The 22,625-nt window shown below is 38.5% G+C and carries 17 protein-coding genes; 10 read left to right on the top strand and 7 right to left on the bottom strand.

Annotation, left to right across the window (positions count from 1 at the left end):
* Positions 1–171: 171 nt before the first annotated feature.
* The 5 genes from cobA to REI64_RS12330 all read right to left on the bottom strand — a co-directional run bounded on the left by cobA (position 172) and on the right by REI64_RS12330 (position 7,833).
* The gene (cobA, locus tag REI64_RS12350; RefSeq protein ID WP_308850436.1) at positions 172–969 is read right to left on the bottom strand and encodes a uroporphyrinogen-III C-methyltransferase; all 798 of its coding nucleotides are present in this window, start codon (positions 967–969) and stop codon (positions 172–174) included.
* Between the two features lie 542 nt (positions 970–1,511).
* The gene (locus REI64_RS12345; protein ID WP_308850435.1) at positions 1,512–2,495 is read right to left on the bottom strand and encodes a TIGR00730 family Rossman fold protein; all 984 of its coding nucleotides are present in this window, start codon (positions 2,493–2,495) and stop codon (positions 1,512–1,514) included.
* A gap of 247 nt (positions 2,496–2,742) precedes the next feature.
* On the bottom strand, positions 2,743–5,355 hold the full coding sequence (locus REI64_RS12340; RefSeq protein ID WP_308850434.1) for a TonB-dependent receptor: 2,613 nt from the start codon (positions 5,353–5,355) through the stop codon (positions 2,743–2,745).
* A gap of 736 nt (positions 5,356–6,091) precedes the next feature.
* Positions 6,092–6,820, bottom strand: a complete 729-nt coding sequence (locus tag REI64_RS12335; protein ID WP_308850433.1) for a YebC/PmpR family DNA-binding transcriptional regulator — start codon at positions 6,818–6,820, stop codon at positions 6,092–6,094.
* 68 nt (positions 6,821–6,888) lie between these two features.
* A complete protein-coding gene (locus tag REI64_RS12330) occupies positions 6,889–7,833 on the bottom strand; it encodes an NAD-dependent epimerase/dehydratase family protein (RefSeq protein WP_308850432.1) in 945 nt (314 codons plus the stop codon).
* 352 nt (positions 7,834–8,185) lie between these two features.
* On the opposite strand from REI64_RS12330, the gene REI64_RS12325 reads away from it, so the two are divergent.
* The 10 genes from REI64_RS12325 to REI64_RS12280 all read left to right on the top strand — a co-directional run bounded on the left by REI64_RS12325 (position 8,186) and on the right by REI64_RS12280 (position 19,140).
* Positions 8,186–9,280 (top strand): SGNH/GDSL hydrolase family protein, encoded by a 1,095-nt coding sequence (locus tag REI64_RS12325; protein WP_308850431.1) that lies wholly within the window; start codon positions 8,186–8,188, stop codon positions 9,278–9,280.
* A 136-nt stretch (positions 9,281–9,416) separates the two neighbouring features.
* On the top strand, positions 9,417–10,001 hold the full coding sequence (locus tag REI64_RS12320; protein WP_308850430.1) for a gluconate 2-dehydrogenase subunit 3 family protein: 585 nt from the start codon (positions 9,417–9,419) through the stop codon (positions 9,999–10,001).
* A 33-nt stretch (positions 10,002–10,034) separates the two neighbouring features.
* Complete coding sequence (locus REI64_RS12315; protein WP_308850429.1) at positions 10,035–11,738, top strand: GMC family oxidoreductase; 1,704 nt, start codon at positions 10,035–10,037, stop codon at positions 11,736–11,738.
* A 92-nt stretch (positions 11,739–11,830) separates the two neighbouring features.
* On the top strand, positions 11,831–12,985 hold the full coding sequence (locus tag REI64_RS12310) for a Gfo/Idh/MocA family oxidoreductase (protein WP_308850428.1): 1,155 nt from the start codon (positions 11,831–11,833) through the stop codon (positions 12,983–12,985).
* Positions 12,986–13,097: 112 nt separating this feature from the next.
* Positions 13,098–14,150 (top strand): sugar phosphate isomerase/epimerase, encoded by a 1,053-nt coding sequence (locus REI64_RS12305; RefSeq protein WP_308850427.1) that lies wholly within the window; start codon positions 13,098–13,100, stop codon positions 14,148–14,150.
* A 47-nt stretch (positions 14,151–14,197) separates the two neighbouring features.
* Positions 14,198–14,590 carry a c-type cytochrome gene (locus REI64_RS12300; RefSeq protein WP_308850426.1) on the top strand — a complete coding sequence of 131 codons (393 nt, stop codon included), beginning with the start codon at positions 14,198–14,200 and terminating at the stop codon, positions 14,588–14,590.
* An 88-nt stretch (positions 14,591–14,678) separates the two neighbouring features.
* On the top strand, positions 14,679–16,127 hold the full coding sequence (locus REI64_RS12295; RefSeq protein WP_308850425.1) for a Gfo/Idh/MocA family oxidoreductase: 1,449 nt from the start codon (positions 14,679–14,681) through the stop codon (positions 16,125–16,127).
* A 123-nt stretch (positions 16,128–16,250) separates the two neighbouring features.
* Positions 16,251–16,931, top strand: a complete 681-nt coding sequence (locus REI64_RS12290; RefSeq protein WP_308850424.1) for a DUF1080 domain-containing protein — start codon at positions 16,251–16,253, stop codon at positions 16,929–16,931.
* 98 nt (positions 16,932–17,029) lie between these two features.
* Positions 17,030–18,256, top strand: a complete 1,227-nt coding sequence (locus REI64_RS12285) for a nucleoside permease (protein WP_308850423.1) — start codon at positions 17,030–17,032, stop codon at positions 18,254–18,256.
* Positions 18,256–19,140, top strand: coding sequence for a sugar phosphate isomerase/epimerase (locus tag REI64_RS12280; protein ID WP_308850422.1), 885 nt, complete (start codon positions 18,256–18,258; stop codon positions 19,138–19,140). The genes REI64_RS12285 and REI64_RS12280 overlap by 1 nt, the downstream gene beginning before the upstream one ends.
* Positions 19,141–19,253: 113 nt before the next feature.
* On the opposite strand, the gene REI64_RS12275 is transcribed toward REI64_RS12280, so the two are convergent.
* Both REI64_RS12275 and REI64_RS12270 read right to left on the bottom strand, forming a co-directional pair.
* Complete coding sequence (locus REI64_RS12275) at positions 19,254–20,003, bottom strand: YdcF family protein (RefSeq protein WP_308850421.1); 750 nt, start codon at positions 20,001–20,003, stop codon at positions 19,254–19,256.
* A 6-nt stretch (positions 20,004–20,009) separates the two neighbouring features.
* Positions 20,010–22,625 carry a lamin tail domain-containing protein gene (locus REI64_RS12270; protein ID WP_308850420.1) on the bottom strand — a complete coding sequence of 872 codons (2,616 nt, stop codon included), beginning with the start codon at positions 22,623–22,625 and terminating at the stop codon, positions 20,010–20,012.

Genomic DNA, 22,625 nt, shown 5'->3' with positions numbered 1-22,625 from the left:
CGGGGTGGTTATTTTGATGTTGATTTCATTTTATGATAATGCACTACGGGTATCTGGATAAAATTATATGTCCACGATATCTGTGCATCGGTGGCTAAAAAACGAAAAAGCTGGGCTTAGGGGCCCAGCTAATCACAACCAAACAAAAATATTACGCTAAGTAATAAGTCTTTAATATTCTTCTTGCGCCATTATCGCATAAAATTCGTGGATGGAATTGAACTGCGGATGCAATGAAACCACATTTCCAAACACCAATAAAGCTGGCGAACTTAATTTCTTTTCTTCTATTAACTCTTCAATCGTATCTACAATTCCCACTACCACATTTTCTTCCGTAGACGAGCCATTTTCGATCACCGCAACAGGCAAACTGGCTTTTCCTTCCAATTTGAAAATTGAAGCAATCTCTTTAATTTTTTCAATACCCATCAAAACCACAATGGTTGCATTAGATTTTGCAGCAACGTACAAATCTGGAGAAATTTCTCCTTGTGCGTTGGTTCCAGTCACTACCCAAAAACTCTCGCTCATATTGCCATAAACCATCGGGATTTTTTGCAAGCCCGGTACACCTAGCGCACTCGAAACTCCGGGCACAATTTCCGTTGGGATGCTATAAGATTCAGCGACATTAACTTCTTCGTAACCACGAGCAAACACAAACGGATCTCCGCTTTTTAATCTCACTACGTGTCCATAGTTCAAAGCGTAATCTATCATCAACTTGTTGACTAATTTTTGAGAGAACGACTCATCATCAGAACGTTTGCCCACATAAACCTTAATCGCATTTTCAGGTGCATGGTTTAGCAAAGCTTCGTTCACTAACGCATCGTACAAAACCACATCAGCAGTTGCCAAGGCTTTCACCCCTTTCAAAGTCAACAAATCTGGATCTCCAGGTCCCGCACCTACCAAAGTTATTTTAGGTTCAACAGTGTTTCTTTCTACTTTTTCTAAAATCATCGCTCTGTATTTTTAATCAACAGTACAAATGTATATAAATTCTACCTATTTAGTAGTATTTATTTGAAATAAAATATAACTTATTGATAATTAGCTAAATATTTTTATGTATTATAATTTTAGAAGCGCAATTTCAGCTTTTCATAGCTCCCGAAAGTCCTGCACTCCGTTACAAGTCCTCTCCCGATGAAAAAATCGGGATGCGGGCTTTCCACTTCGTTCAGGGCTATTTTACTTTGGCATTTGCTGCTATTTTTGGATTTAGATAAGTGTCTAAATTCGGATTTGTATCTAAACTAAACCTTTGTTTCCAAGGGAACTGTAAAACTGATGCTGAAATAAATTCAGCATGACGAAACACTTAACTTACAATCACCCTGACCACGCAGTAGCTGCAAAGCAAATTTATTTCAGGGTCAGCTAAACAAGTAAATAATGCCAGTGGACGTCGTTATACAGCAAAAAGTAGCGATAGCTTTAAGATCCCAACCTGCAAATTACGAAGTAAACTAAATCCCGACCAGCAGCCTCTCTAGTCGAACTTAAGTCAAATTTCTATCTCTAAACCAAACTTCATCTGGTGTGGCAGAAAAACACTGCATCTTTTCAACTAACATACTTGCGTCAGCTTCATTTATCACCAAATCTCTATTGGTTTGCTTCAAGAACTGATGTTTCACCATCATCTCCATTTGTGCAAAAAGCGGATCGTAAAAGCCATTAACATTTAACACACCGATGGGTTTGGCATGTAAGCCAAGCTGTAACCAAGTTAGCACTTCAAAAAATTCTTCTAAGGTTCCAAATCCGCCAGGTAAAATCACAAAACCATCAGATAGGTCTGCCATCTTTTGCTTGCGCTGGTGCATATTTTCGGTAATAATCATTTGTGTAATACCCTTATGCCCTACTTCTTTATCCATCAAAAACTGTGGGATAACGCCTGTTACTGTTCCGCCTAACTTTAAAACTTCATCTGCAATTACGCCCATTACACCCACACTACCGCCACCATAAACCAAGCTAATTTCTTGACTGACCATTGTTTTGGCCAAGTCTACAATAGCTTGTTTCAGGGTTTCATCGCCATTGAAATTTGCACCGCAATAAACACAAAGTGATTTTAGTTTTTTCATATTTTTTAACTCAGCAGCCCCAAATATATATTCATAAAGTTGGGTTTTCATATTTAATTTTCTTTTCATATAACGTTGATTCATATCGGTCATAATTGAATTTAAGAACTCAGTTGGCGTATCTTCAAGAACATCTCCAATTTCATTCTTTTTACCGTATATAATCCCTAACTGATCTATTGCTAATGATAAAAACTCTTTATCTTCAGTAATAAAAAACCTCCCGACTTTTATGTAGGTATTGTCCTTACCAAATGAAACTGCATCTCCCCTGTAAGGGAAAAAATTACTTTTATCTCCAAACAGTAAAACGGAAATACGTCTGTTTTGAGGGTATGATAAAAAATAAAAACCTAACGAATTCTTTTTCAAGAAAATAAACTCTTCCATGTTTAACAAAGTGATTTCTCCTTAAAGTAGTGAATTCATTTCAGTTTCAACCAAAAAAGGTCGATGTTTTACATCGACCTTTTAAATCCAACTATAAAGTTCAAAGATTTCTCCACTTGCTTCGCTGCGGTCGAAATGACGGACCAGCATAGAGACTTACGAAGTTTCGAAAACTTCGTAAGTCTAATCTTCAAAACATGTCCTATAGTCTTCGACAAGCTCAGGCTGACAGAGAGTAGAAATTTAGTTAGAAACTATACCTCAACGTAGCACCATAAGTTCTTGGATCGCCAAGTACACCAGCGAACAAACCAGCATTACCAGCGGCCGCTTGTAGTTGTTCAAAGTATTTAGTGTTTCCTAAGTTCCTTGACCAAGCGAAGATCGAAAACTTCTCTGATCTAAAACCTAACCTTGCGTTTAATAAGGTATATCCATCAACCACTAAAACTCTTGATGGTGTAGGGTTCGATGAATATTCAGAGCGATAAGAAACATCTGCAGCTACAAAAAATCTACCTTCTCTTTCTGCTAGTTTACCTGCAGTACTTAATTCTGCACCACCAGACACGTTCCACTTCGAAATACCAGGCAATCTACCACCAGAAACATCCTTAAAAGCAACTTGAGTAGACACACCGTTAATGGTTTGTGTTCTTCCGGTTTCCTCTAATGGCAGTGGTGCGTTGGTAAATCTCACATACTTACCATCTAAATAAGATGCCGCAGCATTTAACGTCAAGAACCTGCCAGCTTGGTAGCTCCCATCTACTTCTAAACCTCTTACCCTAACTTTCTCGGCGTTGGCTAAATATCCTCTATTTACACCCAATTGAGGCGACTGCACCTGCGTTTGATAATCTTTAATATCTGTATTGAAGGCTGTAATATTTAATATTGCACCAGCGGTTGGTTTAGTCTTTACACCTAGCTCATAATGTTGAACATATTCTGGTTTAATTACCGCTACAGATAAATCTGCAGTTCCTGCTGATGTAGTTGGTAAACCACCAACGTTAACACCTACAGGTTTATAAGCCGTAGAATAAGTAGCAAAGGTGTTTATTTTATCGCTAGGTCTGTAAGAAACAGTAAGGTTACCCGATAAGTTGTTGTTGTTTGTACTAGTATTAAACTGTTGATTTGAATAGACCGCAGCCTTTAACGCTAACAAAGCCGCGTCTGATGTTTGCAAACCTCCGTAAGTTCTTCTATCGTAGTCTACATCCTTTTTATCGTAAGTAAACCTGATGCCCGGTAATACGTGTAATTTATCTAATACCTCCCAATCTACTTGTGCAAAGGCCGCAGCACTTAACGATTTGATACTAGAGTTTGTGGTGATACCAAATCCATCTAACAACCCAGGAGTTGAATAACCCGCTTGCGCACCAGTATTGCTCGTTTGTACAAATCTCCATTGATCGCGTCCTACTTCCTCGGTTTGTCCTAAACCTTGCAAATTCTGACCTAACACAAAAACACCTACCACCCCACTCAATTTTTCGGTAATATCGCCCGCATATCTAATTTCTTGCGAATACTGATCGTGGCGGGTATTTCCTTGTGATTTAGTCAATGCAGAAAACTCCGTAAAATCTCTATCGTTAGTTGGATCCCAATTCCAGAACCTCCAAGCTGTGGTAGAAGTTAACTTACCATTACCAATTTTATAATCAGCATTTAACGAGATACCACCAATAGATTGGTTGTGCCTCCACGCCGTGTTAGTGTATATTTCTCTCGAAAATGGATCTATCTTTGGTTGTGCGTAACCTAAATCCGCTACAATTCGAGCATATTGTCTGTACGCACTTCTTTCGGTTGTAGTAACCCCAGCAACTACCAAAGGATAACCCGCCGGATGCTGGATACTTACATCGCCACTTAATAAAAGTTCTAGTTTGTCGTTAGGCGTGTAAAGAAATTGCCCCTTAGCGCCAACATTATTCTGACCGCTGTATCTACGTTCTTCCAGAACATTCCAAATGGTTCCATCGCGTTGCGTACCAGAGATAGAAATTTTTGCGGCTAAATTTTTCGCTAGCGGACCAGTCGCAGTTGTTTTTGCCTGAATAAAATTATAGTTACCATAGCTCAGTTCTACCTTAGCACTTGGTACCAAGCTTGGCTTTTTAGTAGTAATGTTAAATGCACCTGCGGTGGTGTTTTTTCCAAACAAAGTCCCCTGCGGCCCTCTAATTACCTCAATTTGATCAATATCGATAAAATCTGTTGAGGTAGCTGCTGGACGGGCGTGGTAAACACCATCTACATAAAAACCAACACCAGGATCAATACCATCGTTGGTTAAACCGAAGGTAGAACCTAAACCGCGAATGTTTAAAGTGGTATTTCTAGCGTTCGAAGCATACAACTGAACAGAAGGAACTAGCTCTTTCAAACGGTTTACGTTAAATGCACCGGCGTTTTCAGCCGCCTGTCCGCCAATTACCGTAATTGGGATAGGTACTTCTTGCAACACCTCCGAGCGGCGCCTAGAAGTTACTACTATTTGATCTAGCTGAGAAGCTTCCAATAAAACTAGCTCTACAGGCGTGGCAGCAATAGTTAAAATCTGGAAGTCCTGAGGTTTGAAACCCACCGAGCTTACTTGAATGTAAAAAGGTACGTCTGGAACTGAAGTAATGCGAAACTCGCCTTTTTCGTTGGCGCTGGTAGAAATATTTGTTCCCCTCACTTTAACCGTGGCGTGTGGAACCGGCGAACCATTGCCTTGTTTAATTATGCCCGACAAGGCGGTTTGTGCAAAAGCGAAACCGACAGATAAAGTAAGTGCTAAAGTAGTTAAAATAGATAGGTAGAGATTTTTTCTTAATTGGTATAGTTTGATTTTCATTATTGCTATTAGTGTTAAAATGTTTGCTGTATGGGTATTTTGAGCGCTATTAATTCATTCATTGGGTTTTTCATCATACAGCAACACATGGGATTTAAGGTTCTTTTCATGTCAAAAAATTTTAAATTATATTAAATCTATAGAATTAGTAGACAAATATATTAAAGTTTTTACAATCGAAGATTTTATTTCAAAATATTTTGGTTAACAATCTAATTTTAAGAAAAGCAAAACTTGTACACCTATCCGTGTCACTCCCGCCGACATGCTTTACTTCGGGAAAACACATAGATTTGCCGCTACGTGCTCGCTTATGTTTAATATAACCAACCTATGCAACTAACTAAAATCTTAACTGCAGCAGCAATTAAAAACCTTTACAATTATTAAGAAAAAATTACAGGAACAAGTCGGTAGGACTATCGGTACCTGGAAATCTGAGTTCGATTATTATTCGATTGATTTGTAGCAATATAACATGCTTTTGTTTTTACTGACCCTGACCTGTAGCATAGCGAAAAGCTACGCAGTAAAATAAATTTGCTTCACAGCTATTCCATGGTTAGGGCTGACAGTGTATGGCCACTTCGTCGCCCGAAATTAATTCGGGACTAGTTTTAATGGCTTATTTTGGTATATTTAATTATCGAACTCAGGTTAGAAGCATCACTTTGCGCTTCAAATAAAAAAGCCCTGCAGTACAATTTACTACAGGGCTATATGCTATTTAGTTAGCTTACTCTGCCATGTTATGATAAACCGCCTGAACGTCGTCGTCCTCTTCCAATTTATCGATCAATTTCAACACATCTGCCGCTTGCTCTTCCGTTACTTCGTGGTGAGATAAAGCGATACGCTCTAATTTCGAGCTTTTCAACTCCAAACCTTTTTCTTCCAATGCTTTCTGTAAAGAACCGAAATTCTCGAAAGCACCTTGCGCCACTACAATATCGTTTCCTTCTTCATCTGCCTCTACGTAAAGTTCTTCTAAGCCTGCATCAATCAATTCGAACTCCAACTCTTCCAAATCAAGCTCGTCGGTAGGTGCAAACCTAAAAATAGATTTTCTATTGAAAACAAAATCTAACGAACCAGTTTTCCCTAAAGAACCATTAGTTTTATTGAAATAACTACGAACATTAGCCACTGTACGGTTCGTATTATCGGTAGCAGTTTCAATTAAAACGGCAACTCCGTGAGGTGCATAACCTTCGTAAACAATCTCTTCGTAATTAGCTAAAGACTTATCAGAAGCACGCTTAATTGCAGCCTCTACCCTATCTTTTGGCATATTTACCGCTTTGGCATTTTGCATTGCGGTACGCAGGCGAGAGTTGGTTTCTGGATTTGGGCCAGATTCTTTCACAGCCATTACAATGTCTTTACCGATACGGGTAAATTGAACGGCCATTTTAGACCAACGCTTAAATTTTCTTTCTTTTCTAAATTCGAATGCTCTTCCCATTGTTTATTGTTTTGAGTTAAGCGATAAGCGGGAAGCGAAGAACGCCAAACGCCGAACGCCAAACGCTTTTATTTTTTCAAGTTCGTTAACATATCTACTGTCATTTTTGCCAAATTGAACTCTGGCTTCCATCCCCAATCTTTTTGTGCAAAGCTGTCATCTATAGATTGTGGCCAACTGTTTGCAATCTCTTGTCGCGGATCATTTTCTGCATAAGTTAGCTTAAAATCGGGAATATGTTTTCTAATTTCAGTAGCCAATACTTCTGGAGTAAAACTAACACCCGCAAAGTTGTAGCTAGACCAAATGCTGATTTTATCAGCAGGAGCGTCCATCAATTCTATTGTCCCTCTAATAGCATCGTCCATATACATCATTGGCAGTTCTGTTTCTGCCGACAAAAATGAAGAGTAGCTACCTTTTTTCAATGCTTCGTGAAAAATGTGGATAGCGTAATCTGTTGTTCCACCACCTGGTGCCGCCTTCCAGCTAATCAATCCAGGGTAACGAATACTTCTCACATCTAGTCCGTATTTTTGGTGATAATACTCGCACCAACGCTCGCCGGCCAATTTGCTAATGCCATAAACCGTGTTTGGATCCATAGTACAAAATTGCGGAGTATTCCTTTTTGGCGAATTTGGCCCAAATACAGCAATAGAACTTGGCCAATAAACCTTTGCTACTTTATAAGCTAAGGCGAAGTCTAAAACATTCAACAAACCATTCATATTCAAATCCCAAGCTAATTTTGGATTTTGCTCGCCAGTTGCCGAAAGTAGAGCTGCTAGCAAATAAACTTGCGTAGGCTTATACTTATCAAAAATTGTTTTTAATATATCTTTATCTAGTACGTTTACAAACTCAAACGGACCAGCATTTTTTAACTCATAATCGGGTCTTCTAATATCACAAGCTACCACATTATCATTACCATAAGTAACTCGTAGTGCATTAACCAATTCGGTGCCTATCTGCCCGTTTGAACCTAAAACTAAAATTTTATCCTTCATCAGTAAATTGAAATTTGACAAAGGTAAAAAAATGAGATAAAAGCGTTACGTTTTTTTATTAGAGATTAAGAAACTGTTTAAAAATGGAGTTAAATATTTGCCAGGTTGAGTTTTCCGATAAATCAGAACAAGTTCAAGGACATCAAGCTCTAGCAGCAGTATAGGCGGGTGTCCCCGTCTGCCTAAGTATTTATTTTCATCGAAATTAAACAGTTTCTAATTTTTGACCATATATAGTTTCGAAATATTACCATAATGTTAATTTTAATTATATTTACCACTATAATATTTACGATTTGTTTCGCTTTAAAACGATTATCTCTATACTTGAAAAACTAAAAGCCAAACCAAAATGAATAAGAGCAACTTGAAAGTGACCGCTATTTTAATAACTATTTTCACCATCACCTCATTACAACTTGCGATAGCACAAAAAACTATATATCGCGATGCCGGAAGTTTCTATTTGTACGGAAAAGCCTTCCAAACCAGCACAGTTTACCATAGAGTGGATACAGGTAAGTACAATGACCTCCCTGCGGCTGTTAAAAGATTACTCACTCATTCTGCGGGTTTGGCAATTGCCTTTAAAACAAATAGCAAATCTATAAGTGCCAAATGGTGCGTAACTACAAGCAAGGCATTAAACAACCTTACTCCTATTGCTCAAAAAGGACTAGATCTTTATATTAAGAAAGATGGCAAATGGCAATTTGCTGGTGTTGGCAGGCCAAATGATGTATGTAGCGAGTACAACTTGGTAAAAAACATGGATGGAACAGAAAAAGAATGTATGCTTTTTTTGCCACTTTACGACGAACTGAAAAGTCTTGAAATAGGTACGGACGAAGGAAGTACCATTAACAGTTTAGATAATCCTTTTAGACATAAAATTGCAATTTACGGTTCCAGCATTGTTCATGGTGCATCTGCGGGCCGGCCGGGTATGGCTTATCCAGCAATTCTTTCTAGAAAAACAGGGCTATATTTTGTGAACCTAGGCATAAGTGGTAATGCTAAAATGGAAAAATCTGCTGCCAAAATGGTGAGCGATATCCAAGCTGATGCTTTCATTTTAGATTGTGTACCTAATCCATCGCCAGAGCAAATAAAAGAAAGAGCAGAAAGTTTTGTAAAAACAGTTAGAGAAAAACATCCTAAAGCACCTATTATATTAATGCAATCTATTATTAGAGAACAAGGAAATTTTGATCTTGTTGTTAAAGAAAGGGTACGCAAGCAAAATGAAGAAATAACTGCGGCTTTTAATCGTTTACGGAATGCTGGCATGAAGGATATTTTCTTAATTACTGCTGAAAAATTATTAGGCAACGACCATGATGCTACTACTGACGGCGTACATCCGAACGACCTTGGATTTTATCGGATGGCGGAACAGCTAGCACCTCAAATAACTAAAATTTTAACAACCTATCGTATCAAGTAAATCGTTTTACTATTGTTTTATTGAAATTTTTGTATCAAGTTTGTAACAAGCGCTGAGAAATAATTTTTTATTTTTATTATTACGTGAAATTACATCGTGTAAAAATCACACTTAGAAACCAATATATACCATTAATATGGACAGAAGAGAAGCACTAAGAAGCGTGGCGATACTTTTAGGAACAGCTATATCTGCTGGAACAACAGATATTTTGTTCAGCAGCTACACTATTCCAGAAAGTGAAAAAAATGCCGTTACTTTTACTTCAGAGCAATTAAGGGCACTTACCGAAATTGCAGATGTAATTATTCCAACAACAAAATCTTCGGGCGGAGCAAAAGCCGCAGGCGTAGGTAAATTCATCCCAATGATGATTAACGATTGTTACCCTGCAAAGCAACAACAATCTTTCAAAAAAGGATTGGTAGAATTTGAGGCAAGAGCAAAAAAGACTTACAAAAAAAGTTTCGCATTAATTCCTTTGGCGGAACGCAAGAAAATGCTGACCACTTTGAGACAGGAAACTTTAGATCAAAAAACGAACAAGCTTCCTGAAAAAGTAGATATCGCATATTTCTTTACGGTAATGAGAGATCTTACTTCGTTGGGTTATTTTGCTTCAGAAATTGGATGCACCCAAGCTCGTGAATACGTTTTAATACCGGGCAGCTACGATGGTGCTTATCCGCTAAAACCAGGACAAAAATCTTGGGCTACCTAAAATATCCTCCCCTAAACAAAACAGAACAAAACAATGAACTTAAATATAAAATTAAAAGCTGAAAATACTTACGACGCTATTGTTGTAGGATCTGGAATAAGTGGCGGTTGGGCTGCTAAAGAACTTACAGAAAAAGGCTTAAAAGTATTAATGCTAGAAAGAGGGATGAACATTGAGCATATTAAAGATTATGATGGCGCAATGAAAAACCCTTGGGATGTTAAACATGCTGGCAGGTTAACGGAGGAGATGAAAAGAACTCACCCTGTGCAAAAAAGAGACTATCCTTATAACGAAGTAACCGAAAAATGGTGGGTAAACGACTTAGAGTGCCCATACACAGAAGTAAAGAGATTTGACTGGTACAGAGGTTTTCACGTTGGTGGAAAATCGTTGATGTGGGGCCGTCAGAGCTACCGTTTTGGAGATGTAAACTTTGAAGAAAATGCGAAAGATGGCTACGGTAACGATTGGCCTATCCGTTACAAAGATATTGCACCTTGGTATGATTATGCAGAGAAATTTGCAGGCATCAGTGGTCAGAACGAAGGTTTAGAAGGTGTATTACCTGATGGGCATTTTCTACCACCAATGGATTTGAATATCGTTGAAAAATCTGTGAAGGAAAGTATCAAACAAAAATGGGGTAATGAGCGCTTATTGACCATTGGCCGTGTAGCAAATTTAACTGTTCCTCATAACGGTCGTGGCAGTTGCCAGTACAGAAACTTGTGCAGCCGCGGTTGTCCGTTTGGGGCTTATTTCAGTACACAGTCTTCTACCCTACCTGCAGCTATGGACACAGGTAATTTAACTTTAAGACCGTATTCAATTGTAAACCACATTATTTACGATAAAGACACTAAGAAAGCGAAAGGCGTAGCAGTAATTGATGCCTTAACCAACAAAACGATGGAGTTTTATGCGAAAATCGTTTTCGTTAATGGCTCAACTTTGGGTACTACTTTTATTCTATTGAACTCAACTTCAGACGAGCACCCTAATGGTTTAGGTAATGGTAGCGGCCAGTTAGGTCACAACTTAATGGACCACCATTTCCGTTGCGGTGCTAATGGCGAGTTTGAAGGCTTCGATAAATACTACACCTATGGCCGCCGTGCAAATGGCTTTTATGTACCTCGTTTCAGAAACGTTGGCAAAGATAAACGCGACTACCTAAGAGGTTTTGGCTACCAAGGAAGTGCATCAAGACAAAACTGGCAAAATGATGTGGCAGAGTTAGCTTTTGGTGCAGAGTTTAAGCAAAAAATGACCACTCCTGGTGCATGGAGAATGGGTTTTGGAGGTTTTGGCGAAATGTTGCCTTACTACGAAAACCGTGTCTTCATCGATCACAACAAGAAAGACAAGTGGGGTCAGTCGGTATTAGCTATAGATTGCGAGTACAAAGATAACGAGAAAAAAATGCGTCAGGATATGATGGATGATGCTGCCGAAATGTTGGAAGCTGCCGGTGCAAAAAACATCAAAACTTACGATAACGGTTGTCATCCGGGTATGGCTATCCACGAGATGGGCACTGCAAGAATGGGTAAAGACCCTAAAACTTCGGTACTAAATGAGTGGAACCAAATGCACGAAGTGAAAAACGTTTTCGTAACCGACGGTGCGTGTATGCCATCTATCGGTTGTCAAAATCCATCGTTAACCTTTATGGCGTTAACAGCTCGTGCAGCAGATTTTGCAGTAAAAGAATTGAAAAAAGGAAACTTGTAAAAAGCCTCCCCAACCCCTCCAAAGGAGGGGCTATATGGAGCATAAATAAACAACTATACAAAGTCCTCCCTTAGGGAGGATTTAGGAGGGCTATGGAACAAAAAATAAGAATGGGAATGATTGGTGGCGGCAAAAATGCTTTTATTGGTGCCGTACATCGCATTGCCGCAAACATAGATGGTTTAATAGAATTGTGCTGTGGTGCATTGAGTTCTAACCCAGAAAACGCAAAAATTTCTGGAAAGGAGCTTTTTTTACCTGAAGACAGAGCTTACACTTCGTACAAAGAAATGTTCGAGGCAGAAAGCAAATTACCAGCTGATGTTCGGATGCAGTTTGTGAGTATCGTTACGCCAAATCATTTACACTTCGAACCGGCAATGCTTGCTTTAGAGCACGGTTTCAACGTAATGATTGATAAACCCATCACCTTTACTTTAGAAGAGGCCAAAGCGTTACAAAAGAAGGTAGAAGAAACTGGATTAACTTTGGCTTTAACCCATACCTACTCTGCTTATCCAATGGTTAAGCAAGCTAAAGCCATGGTAAAAAATGGTGAGTTTGGTAAAATTAGAAAGGTTTGCGTGAATTATCCGCAAGGTTGGTTAAGTAGTGCCACAGGCGATGACAATAAACAAGCTGCATGGCGTACCGACCCTTCGAGAAGTGGTATTAGCGGTTGTATGGGAGATATTGGTACTCACGCAGCGCAGTTGGCAGAGTATATTTCTGGGCTAAAGATCAGTAAAATGTGTGCAGATTTAAATATCGTTGTAGATGGAAGAGCTTTAGATGATGATGGCAACGTACTATTAAAATTTGACAATGGCGCCAACGGTTTATTAATGGCTAGCCAAATTGCTGCTGGCGAAGAAAACGCATTGCGCATTAATGTTTATGGCGAAAAAGGTAGCCTAGAGTGGCATCAAATGGAACCAAATACTCTATTGGTGAAGTGGTTAGAGCAACCTACGCAAATCTATAGAACAGGTAATGGCTATTTACATAATGTTGCTACCCACAATACAAGAACACCTTCTGGCCACCCAGAGGGATATTTGGAAGCATTTGCCAACATTTACCGCAATTTTGCCTTAACGTTAAATGCGAAATTAAACGGAGAAACACCTACTGCCGAAATGTTGGATTTCCCAACGGTAACAGATGGTGTTAGAGGCATGGCTTTTATAGAAAACGTAGTTGCCTCTAGCAAATCGGAGCAAAAATGGCATGATTTTATGGTGTAAATAGATGATAGTTGATAGCTCATGGTTGATAGAAAAGTAAAGATAGACTTATAGACCATCAACTATCCACTATGGACTATTAACCATCAACCAAAAAACGAAACAACAAGCAATGACTACAATACAAGGACCAGCAGTATTTTTAGCACAATTCATTAGCGATCAAGCTCCCTTCAACTCATTAGACAATATTTGCAGATGGGCAGCCGGTTTAGGCTTTAAAGGTATCCAAATGCCCACGCTAGACAATCGTTTTATAGATTTGAAACTGGCGGCAGAAAGCAAAACTTATGCTGATGAACTAACTGGCAAAGTTGCTGCACATGGTTTAAAAATAACCGAACTTTCTACACATTTGCAAGGTCAGCTGGTGGCTGTTCATCCGGCGTATAACGAATTGTTTGACGCATTTGCAGCTCCAGAAGTTAAGAACAATCCGAAAGCACGTACCGAATGGGCTATCCAACAATTGAAATATGCGGCTAAAGCATCTCAAAATTTGGGATTGAATGCACACGCAACTTTCAGCGGGTCGTTGTTATGGCAGTTTTTTCATCCTTGGCCACAACGGCCAGATGGTTTGGTAGACGAAGCTTTTACAGAACTGGCTAAACGTTGGTTACCTATTTTAAATGAGTTTGATAACTGTGGTGTAGATGTTTGCTACGAAATTCATCCTGGTGAAGATTTGTTTGACGGCATCACTTACGAAATGTTCTTGGATAAGGTAAATCAACACCCAAGAGCTTGTTTGCTTTATGACCCATCGCACTTTGTGCTACAACAATTAGATTATATCCAGTACATCGATTTATATCACGAAAGAATAAAAGCTTTCCACGTAAAAGATTCTGAATTTAATCCAACCGGAAGACAAGGAACTTTTGGTGGTTACCAAAGCTGGGCAAACAGAGCTGGGCGTTACCGCTCTCCAGGTGATGGCCAGGTAGATTTCAAAACCATCTTCAGCAAATTGGCACAGTACGATTATAAAGGATGGGCTGTAATGGAATGGGAATGCTGTATCAAAAACCAACAAGATGGCGCTAGAGAAGGAGCTGAATTTATCAAAAAACACATCATCAACGTAACCTATAAGGCTTTTGATGACTTTGCCGCTGCAGGAAGTGATGCTGCGTTTAATAAAAAAATACTTGGAATATAAATAACAATAGAGATTAACTTTAAATATTACCCTAATACAAAACACACATGAAACGAACCTTTTTAATTCTTACAGTCACTTCAATTTTTGTGGCTTCTTTATCGGCATTTAAACCGGAACCAAAAACAGAACCAGCGGTGAATATCAACAACACCTTAACACCTAAAATTGCTACGACACAAATGAGTGGTGGCGAATTGTTGATCAATAAATCAGATTGTATCGGTTGCCACCATAAAATCAATAAATTAATTGGCCCTTCTTATACAGATATTGCTAAAAAATATCCTAACAACGATAAAAACGTAACTTATTTAGCAGACAAGATCATTAAAGGCGGTTCTGGTGTTTGGGGCAAAATTCCAATGACACCACATCCAAAAGTATCGCAAAGCGATGCCAAATTAATGGCAAAGTATATCCTTTCATTAAAAAAATAATTTATCAGGTAACATTAGGAAAGTCTTAGCAATTAGAGATTACCTAATGAACCAGTGAACAAATGAACCTTCCAAAAAACTAAAATATATGAACCAAGACAACAACCAGAGCAGACGTAACTTCCTAAAAATGGGAGCAGTGGCTGCTACAGCTTTTACCATTGTACCTCGTCACGTTTTAGGTGGTAAAGGATATCTTGCACCAAGTGACAGACTTATCGTTGCAGGTGTAGGTGTAGGCGGTAAGGGTGATAGCGATATACGTTTAATTCACGAAAGCGGAAAGGCCGAAATTGGCTATTTGTGTGATGTAGATACACGCAGAGCAGCAAATAGTGTAAAACGTTTCCCGAAAGCTAAATTCTATAAAGACTGGCGTGAGATGTACGATAAAGAACACAAAAATTTTGATGCTGTGACTGTATCTACGCCAGATCATAACCATGCCATACAAACACTTGCTGCAATGCAATTACGCAAGCATGTTTATGTTCAAAAACCACTAACTCATGATATTTACGAGGCCCGCATACTCACCGCAGCAGCTAAAAAATACAAAGTGGTAACGCAAATGGGTAACCAAGGTGCCAGTAATGATGGCCCTCGTTTGCTGCGTGAATGGTACGATGCTGGCTTAATTGGCGATGTACACACCATTTATGCTTGGACAGACAGACCAGTTTGGCCACAAGGTATTCCGTGGTCTAAAAACAAAGCAGATGTTCCGAAAGAATTGGATTGGGATTTATGGCTTGGAACGGCTCCAAACAAAGATTATGTAGAAAAATTAGTACCCTTTAACTGGCGTGGATGGTGGGACTACGGAACCGGCGCATTAGGCGATATGGGCTGTCACCTATTAGAAACTCCTTTCAGCGTATTAAACTTAAAATACGCAACTGAAGTTGAAGCAAGTGTGGGTTCTGTTTACATAGATGAATTTAAACGAGGATATTTCCCAGAAAGCTGCCCTCCTTCTAGTCACGTAACATTAAAATTCCCTAAAACAGATAAAACGCAGGGCGATGTTACCGTGCATTGGATGGATGGAGGTATTCAACCTACCCGCCCAGAAGAACTAGGTGCCGATGAGCTATTTGGTGATGGTGGTAACGGAACTTTGTTTATAGGTACTAAGGGAAAAATGATGTCTAACACGTATGGCGATAAAGCTAGGTTGCTTCCACTTTCTCGCAACGAGAATTTGAATGTAGCACAGAAATTCGCTCGTGTTCCAGGACAGGCAAATGGTCACTACGGACAGTGGGTAGAAGGTTGTATTGCTGGCTATAACAAGAAAGAACTAAGTTCTCCATTTGAAATTGCTGGCCCGTTAACAGAATGTTTATTGATGGCTAACTTAGCAATTAGAGCTGCCGATGTACAAAGAATTAGCGATAAAGGTAAAGTAAGCTATCCAGGCAGATACAGAAAGCTACTGTGGGATAACGACCAAATGAAAGTAACCAACTTCGACGATGTAAATCAATTTGTGAAGAGAGATTACCGCGAAGGCTGGAAACTTGGAGAGAAATAGACTTGAACACCCCGCCTTTCAGGCACCCCTCTGGAAGAGGGGAATTACATTATGGTATTCCCCTCTTCCAGAGGGGTGGTCGAAGACCGGGGTGTATATAAAAACTTGATATATTAAATTCAAATGAAAAAAATATTAATAGCAGCACTTATGCTTGCTTCAATTAGTGTAAATGCACAAAAGAAAAAAGGCTTCACTCCTCTTTTCGATGGTAAAACAACCACAGGTTGGCATACTTACGGAAAAGATTTTGCAGGTAAAGGATGGAACGCTGAAAATGGCGTTTTACACTTCGACCCAAAATTGAAAAACAAAGATGGTGGCGATTTGGTAACTGACAAAGAATATGGTAACTTCCATTTAAAGTTAGAGTGGAAAGTAGCTCCGAAAGCTAACAGTGGTATCATTTTCTTTGTACACGAGGATGTTTCAAAGTACAAACAAACTTACCTAACTGGCCCTGAAATGCAGGTTTTGGACAACGACGGTCATCCAGATGGCAAAATTACCAAACACCGCTCTGGCGATTTGTACGACATGATCCAAAGCAAAAGCGAGCCTGTGAAAGCAGTAGGTGAATGGAATTTAGCAGAAATCATCAGCAACAAAGGCAAATTAACCTTTAAACTTAATGGCGTAAAAGTAGTAGAAACCACTATGTGGGATGATAACTGGAAAAACTTAATAGCCAATAGCAAATTTGCAAAATGGGAAGGTTTTGGAACTTATAAAACTGGGAAAATCGCTTTACAAGACCATGGCGATGAAGTTTGGTTCCGTAACATTATGATTAAAGAACTTTAAAAAGGTGGAAATATATAAGGTTTAATGCGTAAGCTTTTTACAGCGACCAAACCTTAAGCCTTAAACCTTATAACCTTAAACCTCAACTCAAACTAAATATGAACTCAACTACTCGCTTCAAGCTATCCTTTATGATGTTCCTCGAATTTTTCATTTGGGGTGGATGGTTTGTAACATTAGGTACTTTCCTAGACAAAAACTTAAGCGCATCTGGTCCCGAAATTGGCTCCGTATTCTCTACACAATCTTGGGGGGCTATCATAGCGCCATTCATTATTGGTTTAATTGCTGATAGATATTTTAATGCAGAAAAAATATTAGGAGTACTACATATTATTGGTGCTATTTTGATGTACCAAATGTACAGTGCAAATGACATCAGCGTATTTTATCCTTACGTTTTTGTTTATATGGTATTGTATATGCCAACCTTAGCGTTAGTAAATTCTGTTTCTTTTAATCAAATGGGAGATCCAGAGAAAGAGTTTTCTAGTATTAGAATTTGGGGCACCATCGGGTGGATTTTGGCAGGTGTGTTAATTAGCTACTTTTTCCATTGGGATTCGCAGGAAGCATCGGCAAACGGAGCACTTAAAAACACTTTCCTAATGTCTGCAGTTGCTTCATTATCGCTGGGTGTTTTTAGTTTTCTACTGCCTAAAACTCCGCCAAAAAATAAATCAACAGAGAAAATCAAGATTTCTGAAATATTAGGATTAGATGCTTTAAAGTTGCTAAAAGATAAAAACTTTCTAATTTTCTTTATTTCTTCTATCTTAATTTGTATTCCATTAGCCTTTTATTATCAAAACGCGAATTTATTCTTGTCTAAAATTGGTGTAGATAATCCAACAGGAAAAATGACTATTGGCCAAGTTTCTGAGGTATTATTCTTATTAGCTATTCCGGTTTTCTTTAAGAAATTTGGTTTCAAAAAAACCATTTTAGTTGGTATGCTAGCCTGGACAATTAGGTACGTTTTATTTGCTTTTGGAAACGCAGGCGAATTAAGCTTTATGTTGCTATTAGGCATCGCCTTACACGGTATTTGCTACGATTTCTTCTTTGTTTCTGGACAAATATATACCAACTCGAAAGCTGGAGAAAGATTTAAAAGCTCTGCACAAGGTTTAATTACACTTGCAACTTATGGTGTGGGTATGTTAATTGGGTTTATAGTAGCAGGACAAATTACCGAAACCTACAAAGTTAATGGCGTGGAAGACTGGAAAATGATATGGCTAATACCAGCTGGTATCGCTTTTGTTGTATTTTTGTTATTCAGCGTATTATTTAATGACAAAACTAAAACGGAAGCTGCATAATGAGCACTAGAAGAAATTTCATTAAAGAAACTGGCATACTTGCTGCAAGTTTAACCTTAGCCCCTTCGTTAAGTAGAGCCTTTGCTCCTGCTAAAAAACCTGTAGGCATACAGCTTTATAGCCTAAGAGATATTATTGGCAAAGATGTTAGAAATGTGATTGAAAAAGTGGCCAAAGCTGGTTTTAAAGAAGTAGAAACCTATGGCTACGCTTCGGTTAACGGTAGTTTCTGGGGCTTAAGCCCGAAAGAGTTTAAGGCTTTGCTAGACGCAAATGGACTATCTTCTCCAAGCGGACACTTTGCTTTCGACAATTACGTTAGCACTGGAAATTTAGACGACATCAAGGCTTATATTGATGCTTCCAATACCTTGGACAGCAAATATGTAGTAGCACCTTGGCTAGACGATAGATTACGTAAAACTGCGGACGATTACAAAAAGGTAGCAGAAAGATTAAATGTTGCAGGCGAACTTTGTATCAAATCTGGCATTAACGTAGGTTACCACAATCATGGTTTTGAGTTCGATAAATTCAGGGATAAGACTGGTTTGGATATTCTGCTCGCAGAAACCGATCCTAATTTAGTTTATTACGAACTTGATTTGTACTGGTCTGCTTATGCAGGTCACAATCCGGTTGACTTATTTAAAAAATATCCCAGCAGGTTTAAAATGTGGCATGTAAAAGATATGGATAAGACCAAAAAAGACTGGAATACCGAAATTGGCAAAGGCAGCATCGATTTCAAATCTATATTTGCTAAAGCCGAACTTTCTGGAGTAAAACATATTTACTTAGAGCAAGAAACCAACTACAAACCAGATCATATTGGCTCAATTAAAGCTAGTATAGATTACATTAAGGGTAGTTTGCTGAAATAGCATGACGTCATTTCGACTGGAGTGAAACGAAATGGAGAAATCTTTGGATTGATATACTCATTACATTTTCAAAGATTTCTCTCTACGTTCGAAATGACGTGCTATTCTATGGATTAAGTTATCCCCAACTTCGTAGTCAAATACCCTAACCACTCTTTAACTAATAACTCCCAACCTATAATGGCTTTAGATTGCGGTAACAAGTAATCTTCGAAACTGTAGTTATCTTTTAAAGAATTGGTAGGATAATAATCTACGTTCTTTAAACCTTGCTTTTCCGCTAGTAGTTTGGTTCTTGGGATGTGCCAAGCACTGGTAATTACCAAAATCTTAGCATCAGGTTTATTCATCTTTTTCAAGATTTCGATAGTGTAAACAAAATTTTCCTTAGTATTTCTGCTTTCCTTTTCTATAATAACAGCACTATCTGGGATTTGGATTGCTTTAAGATATTCTTCGGTATAAATAGCCTCCACTGGATTTTTTTCTAAAAAATTACCGCTGCCACCACTCATTAAAATTTTATCGATTACTCCCTGATTGTACAACCTAATGGTTTGCGTAAGTCTATCACCAGAAATTTCAGTTTTTAGAGATTTGGTAGTGGTATTATAACTAGAAAATCCGCCTAAAAGCATCCCAACATCATAGTGCTTTAAGGTTGGATATTTAGCTTCGTACCAGCTGGCTACCGTTCCGAGTATAACATTATTGGTTAAGAATAAAAACAGTACAATAGCGGTTATCAAGGATCTTTTCTTGTATCGCTTTTTTTTAGCGAACAAACTGTAGAGCAATAATACCACAATCCATACTAACGGGCGAATGATAAACAAAAGAAACTTGGAAAGAAAAAACGACATGACGTACTAGTTTAACTTCGATGCCAATACACAAGTCTGTTTGAAACTATCTGCTGTACCGTTAACATGAAAAGTATCTATTTTTATCACATATAGTCCTACTTTACAGAGTTGACCTCCATCATTCAAACCATCCCAATTAATGGTTCCTTGTGTAGACATGGTGATGTTTCTCGCCAATCTGCGAACAAGTACACCTTTATCTGTATAAATATTGATGGTTGCTAAGTTTCCATTTTCTTTGAAACGATAATCAATCTGCAGCAAATCTTCAAAGCCATCGTTATCTGGCGAAAAAGTCTTGTTAGCTACCGTAACAGAATTTTTCACGCTAGTATCTTCACCTTGTGAATTTTTGTAAGTAGGTGTAGCAAAGCCCACAGAAGCCGCTGCCGACTGTAAATTACCCGGCTCATTTGCGCTTTTGGTGAACGAAACACGCTCTAACGACACGCCTTTCACTTCTCTCAACAAAGCATGGTGCATTTTTTCAGTGTATGATAAATCATCAATTAATTCATCAGCTTTCCAAAGTTTTACACTACCCGCCGAATTAGTATACGTTGGCAAGGCAGCTACTTGCACCATTTGCTGCGGATTTTTCACATCATAATGCTGTTTAACTGCTTCTGGATTTCTAGAAAGCACCCAATAGGTTTTGGGCTGAATAAACACAGATGTTGCGGTAATTGCTTTTTTATCGTTCGCTCCGGTAAAATTAGCGTTAGAAATTTGCAAATCTTTTAAATCAAAAGTGTCATTGGTTGGATTATAGATTTCAACAAATTCAGCTCCACCTGCACGTTCGTTAAATAGAATTTCACTAATTAAAATATCGCCTGGTTTAATTTCCTTAGCTAAAAACAGTTCGGCAGTATTAGCACTGGGGTTAATCACCGTACCTGCGCAACTTATCAAGTTATGTACCGTAACCGTATTAACCAATCCTCTTGTAAGTGGAGTTCCAAAGGTTAAGGTAATCGATTTATTATCAAAAGCAATTAGCACAGTTACTGGATTACCCACACCATTGTTAATACTGTAATTGGTTAAAACACTTGAAGTGTTTACATCTAAAGCACGGTCGAAAAACAATTGTGCCGTAGTAGGGCTTAATGCCATAACACTTAACAACTTTGGTGCAGTTAAATCTAAATTTGCCTCGTAAACCGAGTTTTGAGCGCCTGGCGTGCCTCCAATTGTGGCCACACTAGCCTTCCAATTAGCAGCACCGCTACATATACCTAAGGTATTAACAAGTTCTAAGGTGTAGCCACCCGCCTTTTTAACATCATCACGATACCAAGTGTCTGCATATTCTACATTATCAATCACTGTTGTACCGTCTGCCAAAAACAACGTCAAATTATCTCCATCATTATTTAAAGACGGCCAAGTACCTAAGCCCATGGTTTTACCAAAAGGTTTAAACAAAGCTACATCGGCATTGGCACATAAAATCCTATATTCTTTTGGGGCTAACGTATCTGCAGCAAGCGTTGCTGTAGAAGTTGTTGCATCTTTATATCTCCATCCGGTAATAATAATATATTCGTTTGTAGTATTGTACAGTTCTATAAATTCTTTTTCTGGCAAACCAACTACAGGTGTAGGATCGGCGAAAATTTCATTTATTACAACATCTCCTCGTACCGCTGTATAAGGCTTTATATAGGTAAAGTTTCTAGCTAAACTAGCTGCTACATTTCCTTTAGCATCGGCAATATTAACAGCTGTAACGGTAGCTGCCCCAGAAACCAAGTCATTTGTAAAAGACAGATTCACAATATTACTTAAAGTTCCCATGGTTGCGGTGCTTGGAGTTCCAATGCCGTTAGATATACTGTAATTTGCTGCGGTTTGTGCAGTAGCCACATTTAAAGGCTCATTAAATGTCAATTCTAACGTTTTGCTGTCCACTACTCTTGTTGAAAGCAAAACTGGCGGAGTAACATCTGCGGGTAAAGTCGAAACCGAAAAATCATCGAAATTATATTGTGTAGCACGAGAAACAGTATTATACCTCGGGTTAACACCGAAAAAAGATGTAGATGTAAACATTGCATCGTTTGCCGAACCTTCGAATATGTAATTTGTACCACCAGTAACATCAGAATATAATTGCCAATTTCCGGCATTGTCTCTAGTAATTTTTATTCTGGCACTGGTTACATTAGTACTGGTCCAGATTTTGGGAGCACCCGTTATTATTTGAGAAGTTGAAGTACCGTTTTGTCTATATAAATGAAGTCCATCATTGTTACCAGCTTCTCCTATTTGAAAAAAATATCCCTGCAATGAGCCTGTTAAATCAGCCTGGTTAGAAACCAAGTACACCCGCAATTGGTTAGTGGCTGTAGGATTAAAATCTAATTTAAAATAAAACTCCCAAACTGCATTTATCCCTAAAGTGTTAGCGGTAGATAATCCTATACTATAATTGGTAGAACCAGAAGTTAAACCATTTGATTGCAGCTGACCATTTGCATTAATGATAAATCTATCGGCATTCCCCCCCCACGCTGGATTATTTGTAAAATCCCCATCACTAAAATTGTCATTTAACTGAGCAAAAGTAAGTTTAGTGCATAATAACAGTAAAAAGAGTAAAGTTTTTCTCAT

Source organism: Pedobacter sp. (assembly GCF_031119335.1).
Taxonomy (GTDB): Bacteria; Bacteroidota; Bacteroidia; order Sphingobacteriales; family Sphingobacteriaceae; genus Pedobacter.
This window is presented reverse-complemented; position numbering and strand designations above follow the sequence as displayed.

Coding starts and splice junctions, on each gene's coding strand:
- REI64_RS12275 (WP_308850421.1), bottom strand. CDS start 20,003: ATGTCGTTTTTTCTTTCCAAGTTTCTTTTGTTTATCATTCGCCCGTTA.
- REI64_RS12285 (WP_308850423.1), top strand. CDS start 17,030: ATGAACTCAACTACTCGCTTCAAGCTATCCTTTATGATGTTCCTCGAA.
- REI64_RS12290 (WP_308850424.1), top strand. CDS start 16,251: ATGAAAAAAATATTAATAGCAGCACTTATGCTTGCTTCAATTAGTGTA.
- REI64_RS12270 (WP_308850420.1), bottom strand. CDS start 22,625: ATGAGAAAAACTTTACTCTTTTTACTGTTATTATGCACTAAACTTACT.
- REI64_RS12310 (WP_308850428.1), top strand. CDS start 11,831: ATGGAACAAAAAATAAGAATGGGAATGATTGGTGGCGGCAAAAATGCT.
- REI64_RS12295 (WP_308850425.1), top strand. CDS start 14,679: ATGAACCAAGACAACAACCAGAGCAGACGTAACTTCCTAAAAATGGGA.
- REI64_RS12340 (WP_308850434.1), bottom strand. CDS start 5,355: ATGAAAATCAAACTATACCAATTAAGAAAAAATCTCTACCTATCTATT.
- cobA (WP_308850436.1), bottom strand. CDS start 969: ATGATTTTAGAAAAAGTAGAAAGAAACACTGTTGAACCTAAAATAACT.
- REI64_RS12305 (WP_308850427.1), top strand. CDS start 13,098: ATGACTACAATACAAGGACCAGCAGTATTTTTAGCACAATTCATTAGC.
- REI64_RS12330 (WP_308850432.1), bottom strand. CDS start 7,833: ATGAAGGATAAAATTTTAGTTTTAGGTTCAAACGGGCAGATAGGCACC.
- REI64_RS12345 (WP_308850435.1), bottom strand. CDS start 2,495: ATGGAAGAGTTTATTTTCTTGAAAAAGAATTCGTTAGGTTTTTATTTT.
- REI64_RS12320 (WP_308850430.1), top strand. CDS start 9,417: ATGGACAGAAGAGAAGCACTAAGAAGCGTGGCGATACTTTTAGGAACA.
- REI64_RS12335 (WP_308850433.1), bottom strand. CDS start 6,820: ATGGGAAGAGCATTCGAATTTAGAAAAGAAAGAAAATTTAAGCGTTGG.
- REI64_RS12315 (WP_308850429.1), top strand. CDS start 10,035: ATGAACTTAAATATAAAATTAAAAGCTGAAAATACTTACGACGCTATT.
- REI64_RS12300 (WP_308850426.1), top strand. CDS start 14,198: ATGAAACGAACCTTTTTAATTCTTACAGTCACTTCAATTTTTGTGGCT.
- REI64_RS12325 (WP_308850431.1), top strand. CDS start 8,186: ATGAATAAGAGCAACTTGAAAGTGACCGCTATTTTAATAACTATTTTC.
- REI64_RS12280 (WP_308850422.1), top strand. CDS start 18,256: ATGAGCACTAGAAGAAATTTCATTAAAGAAACTGGCATACTTGCTGCA.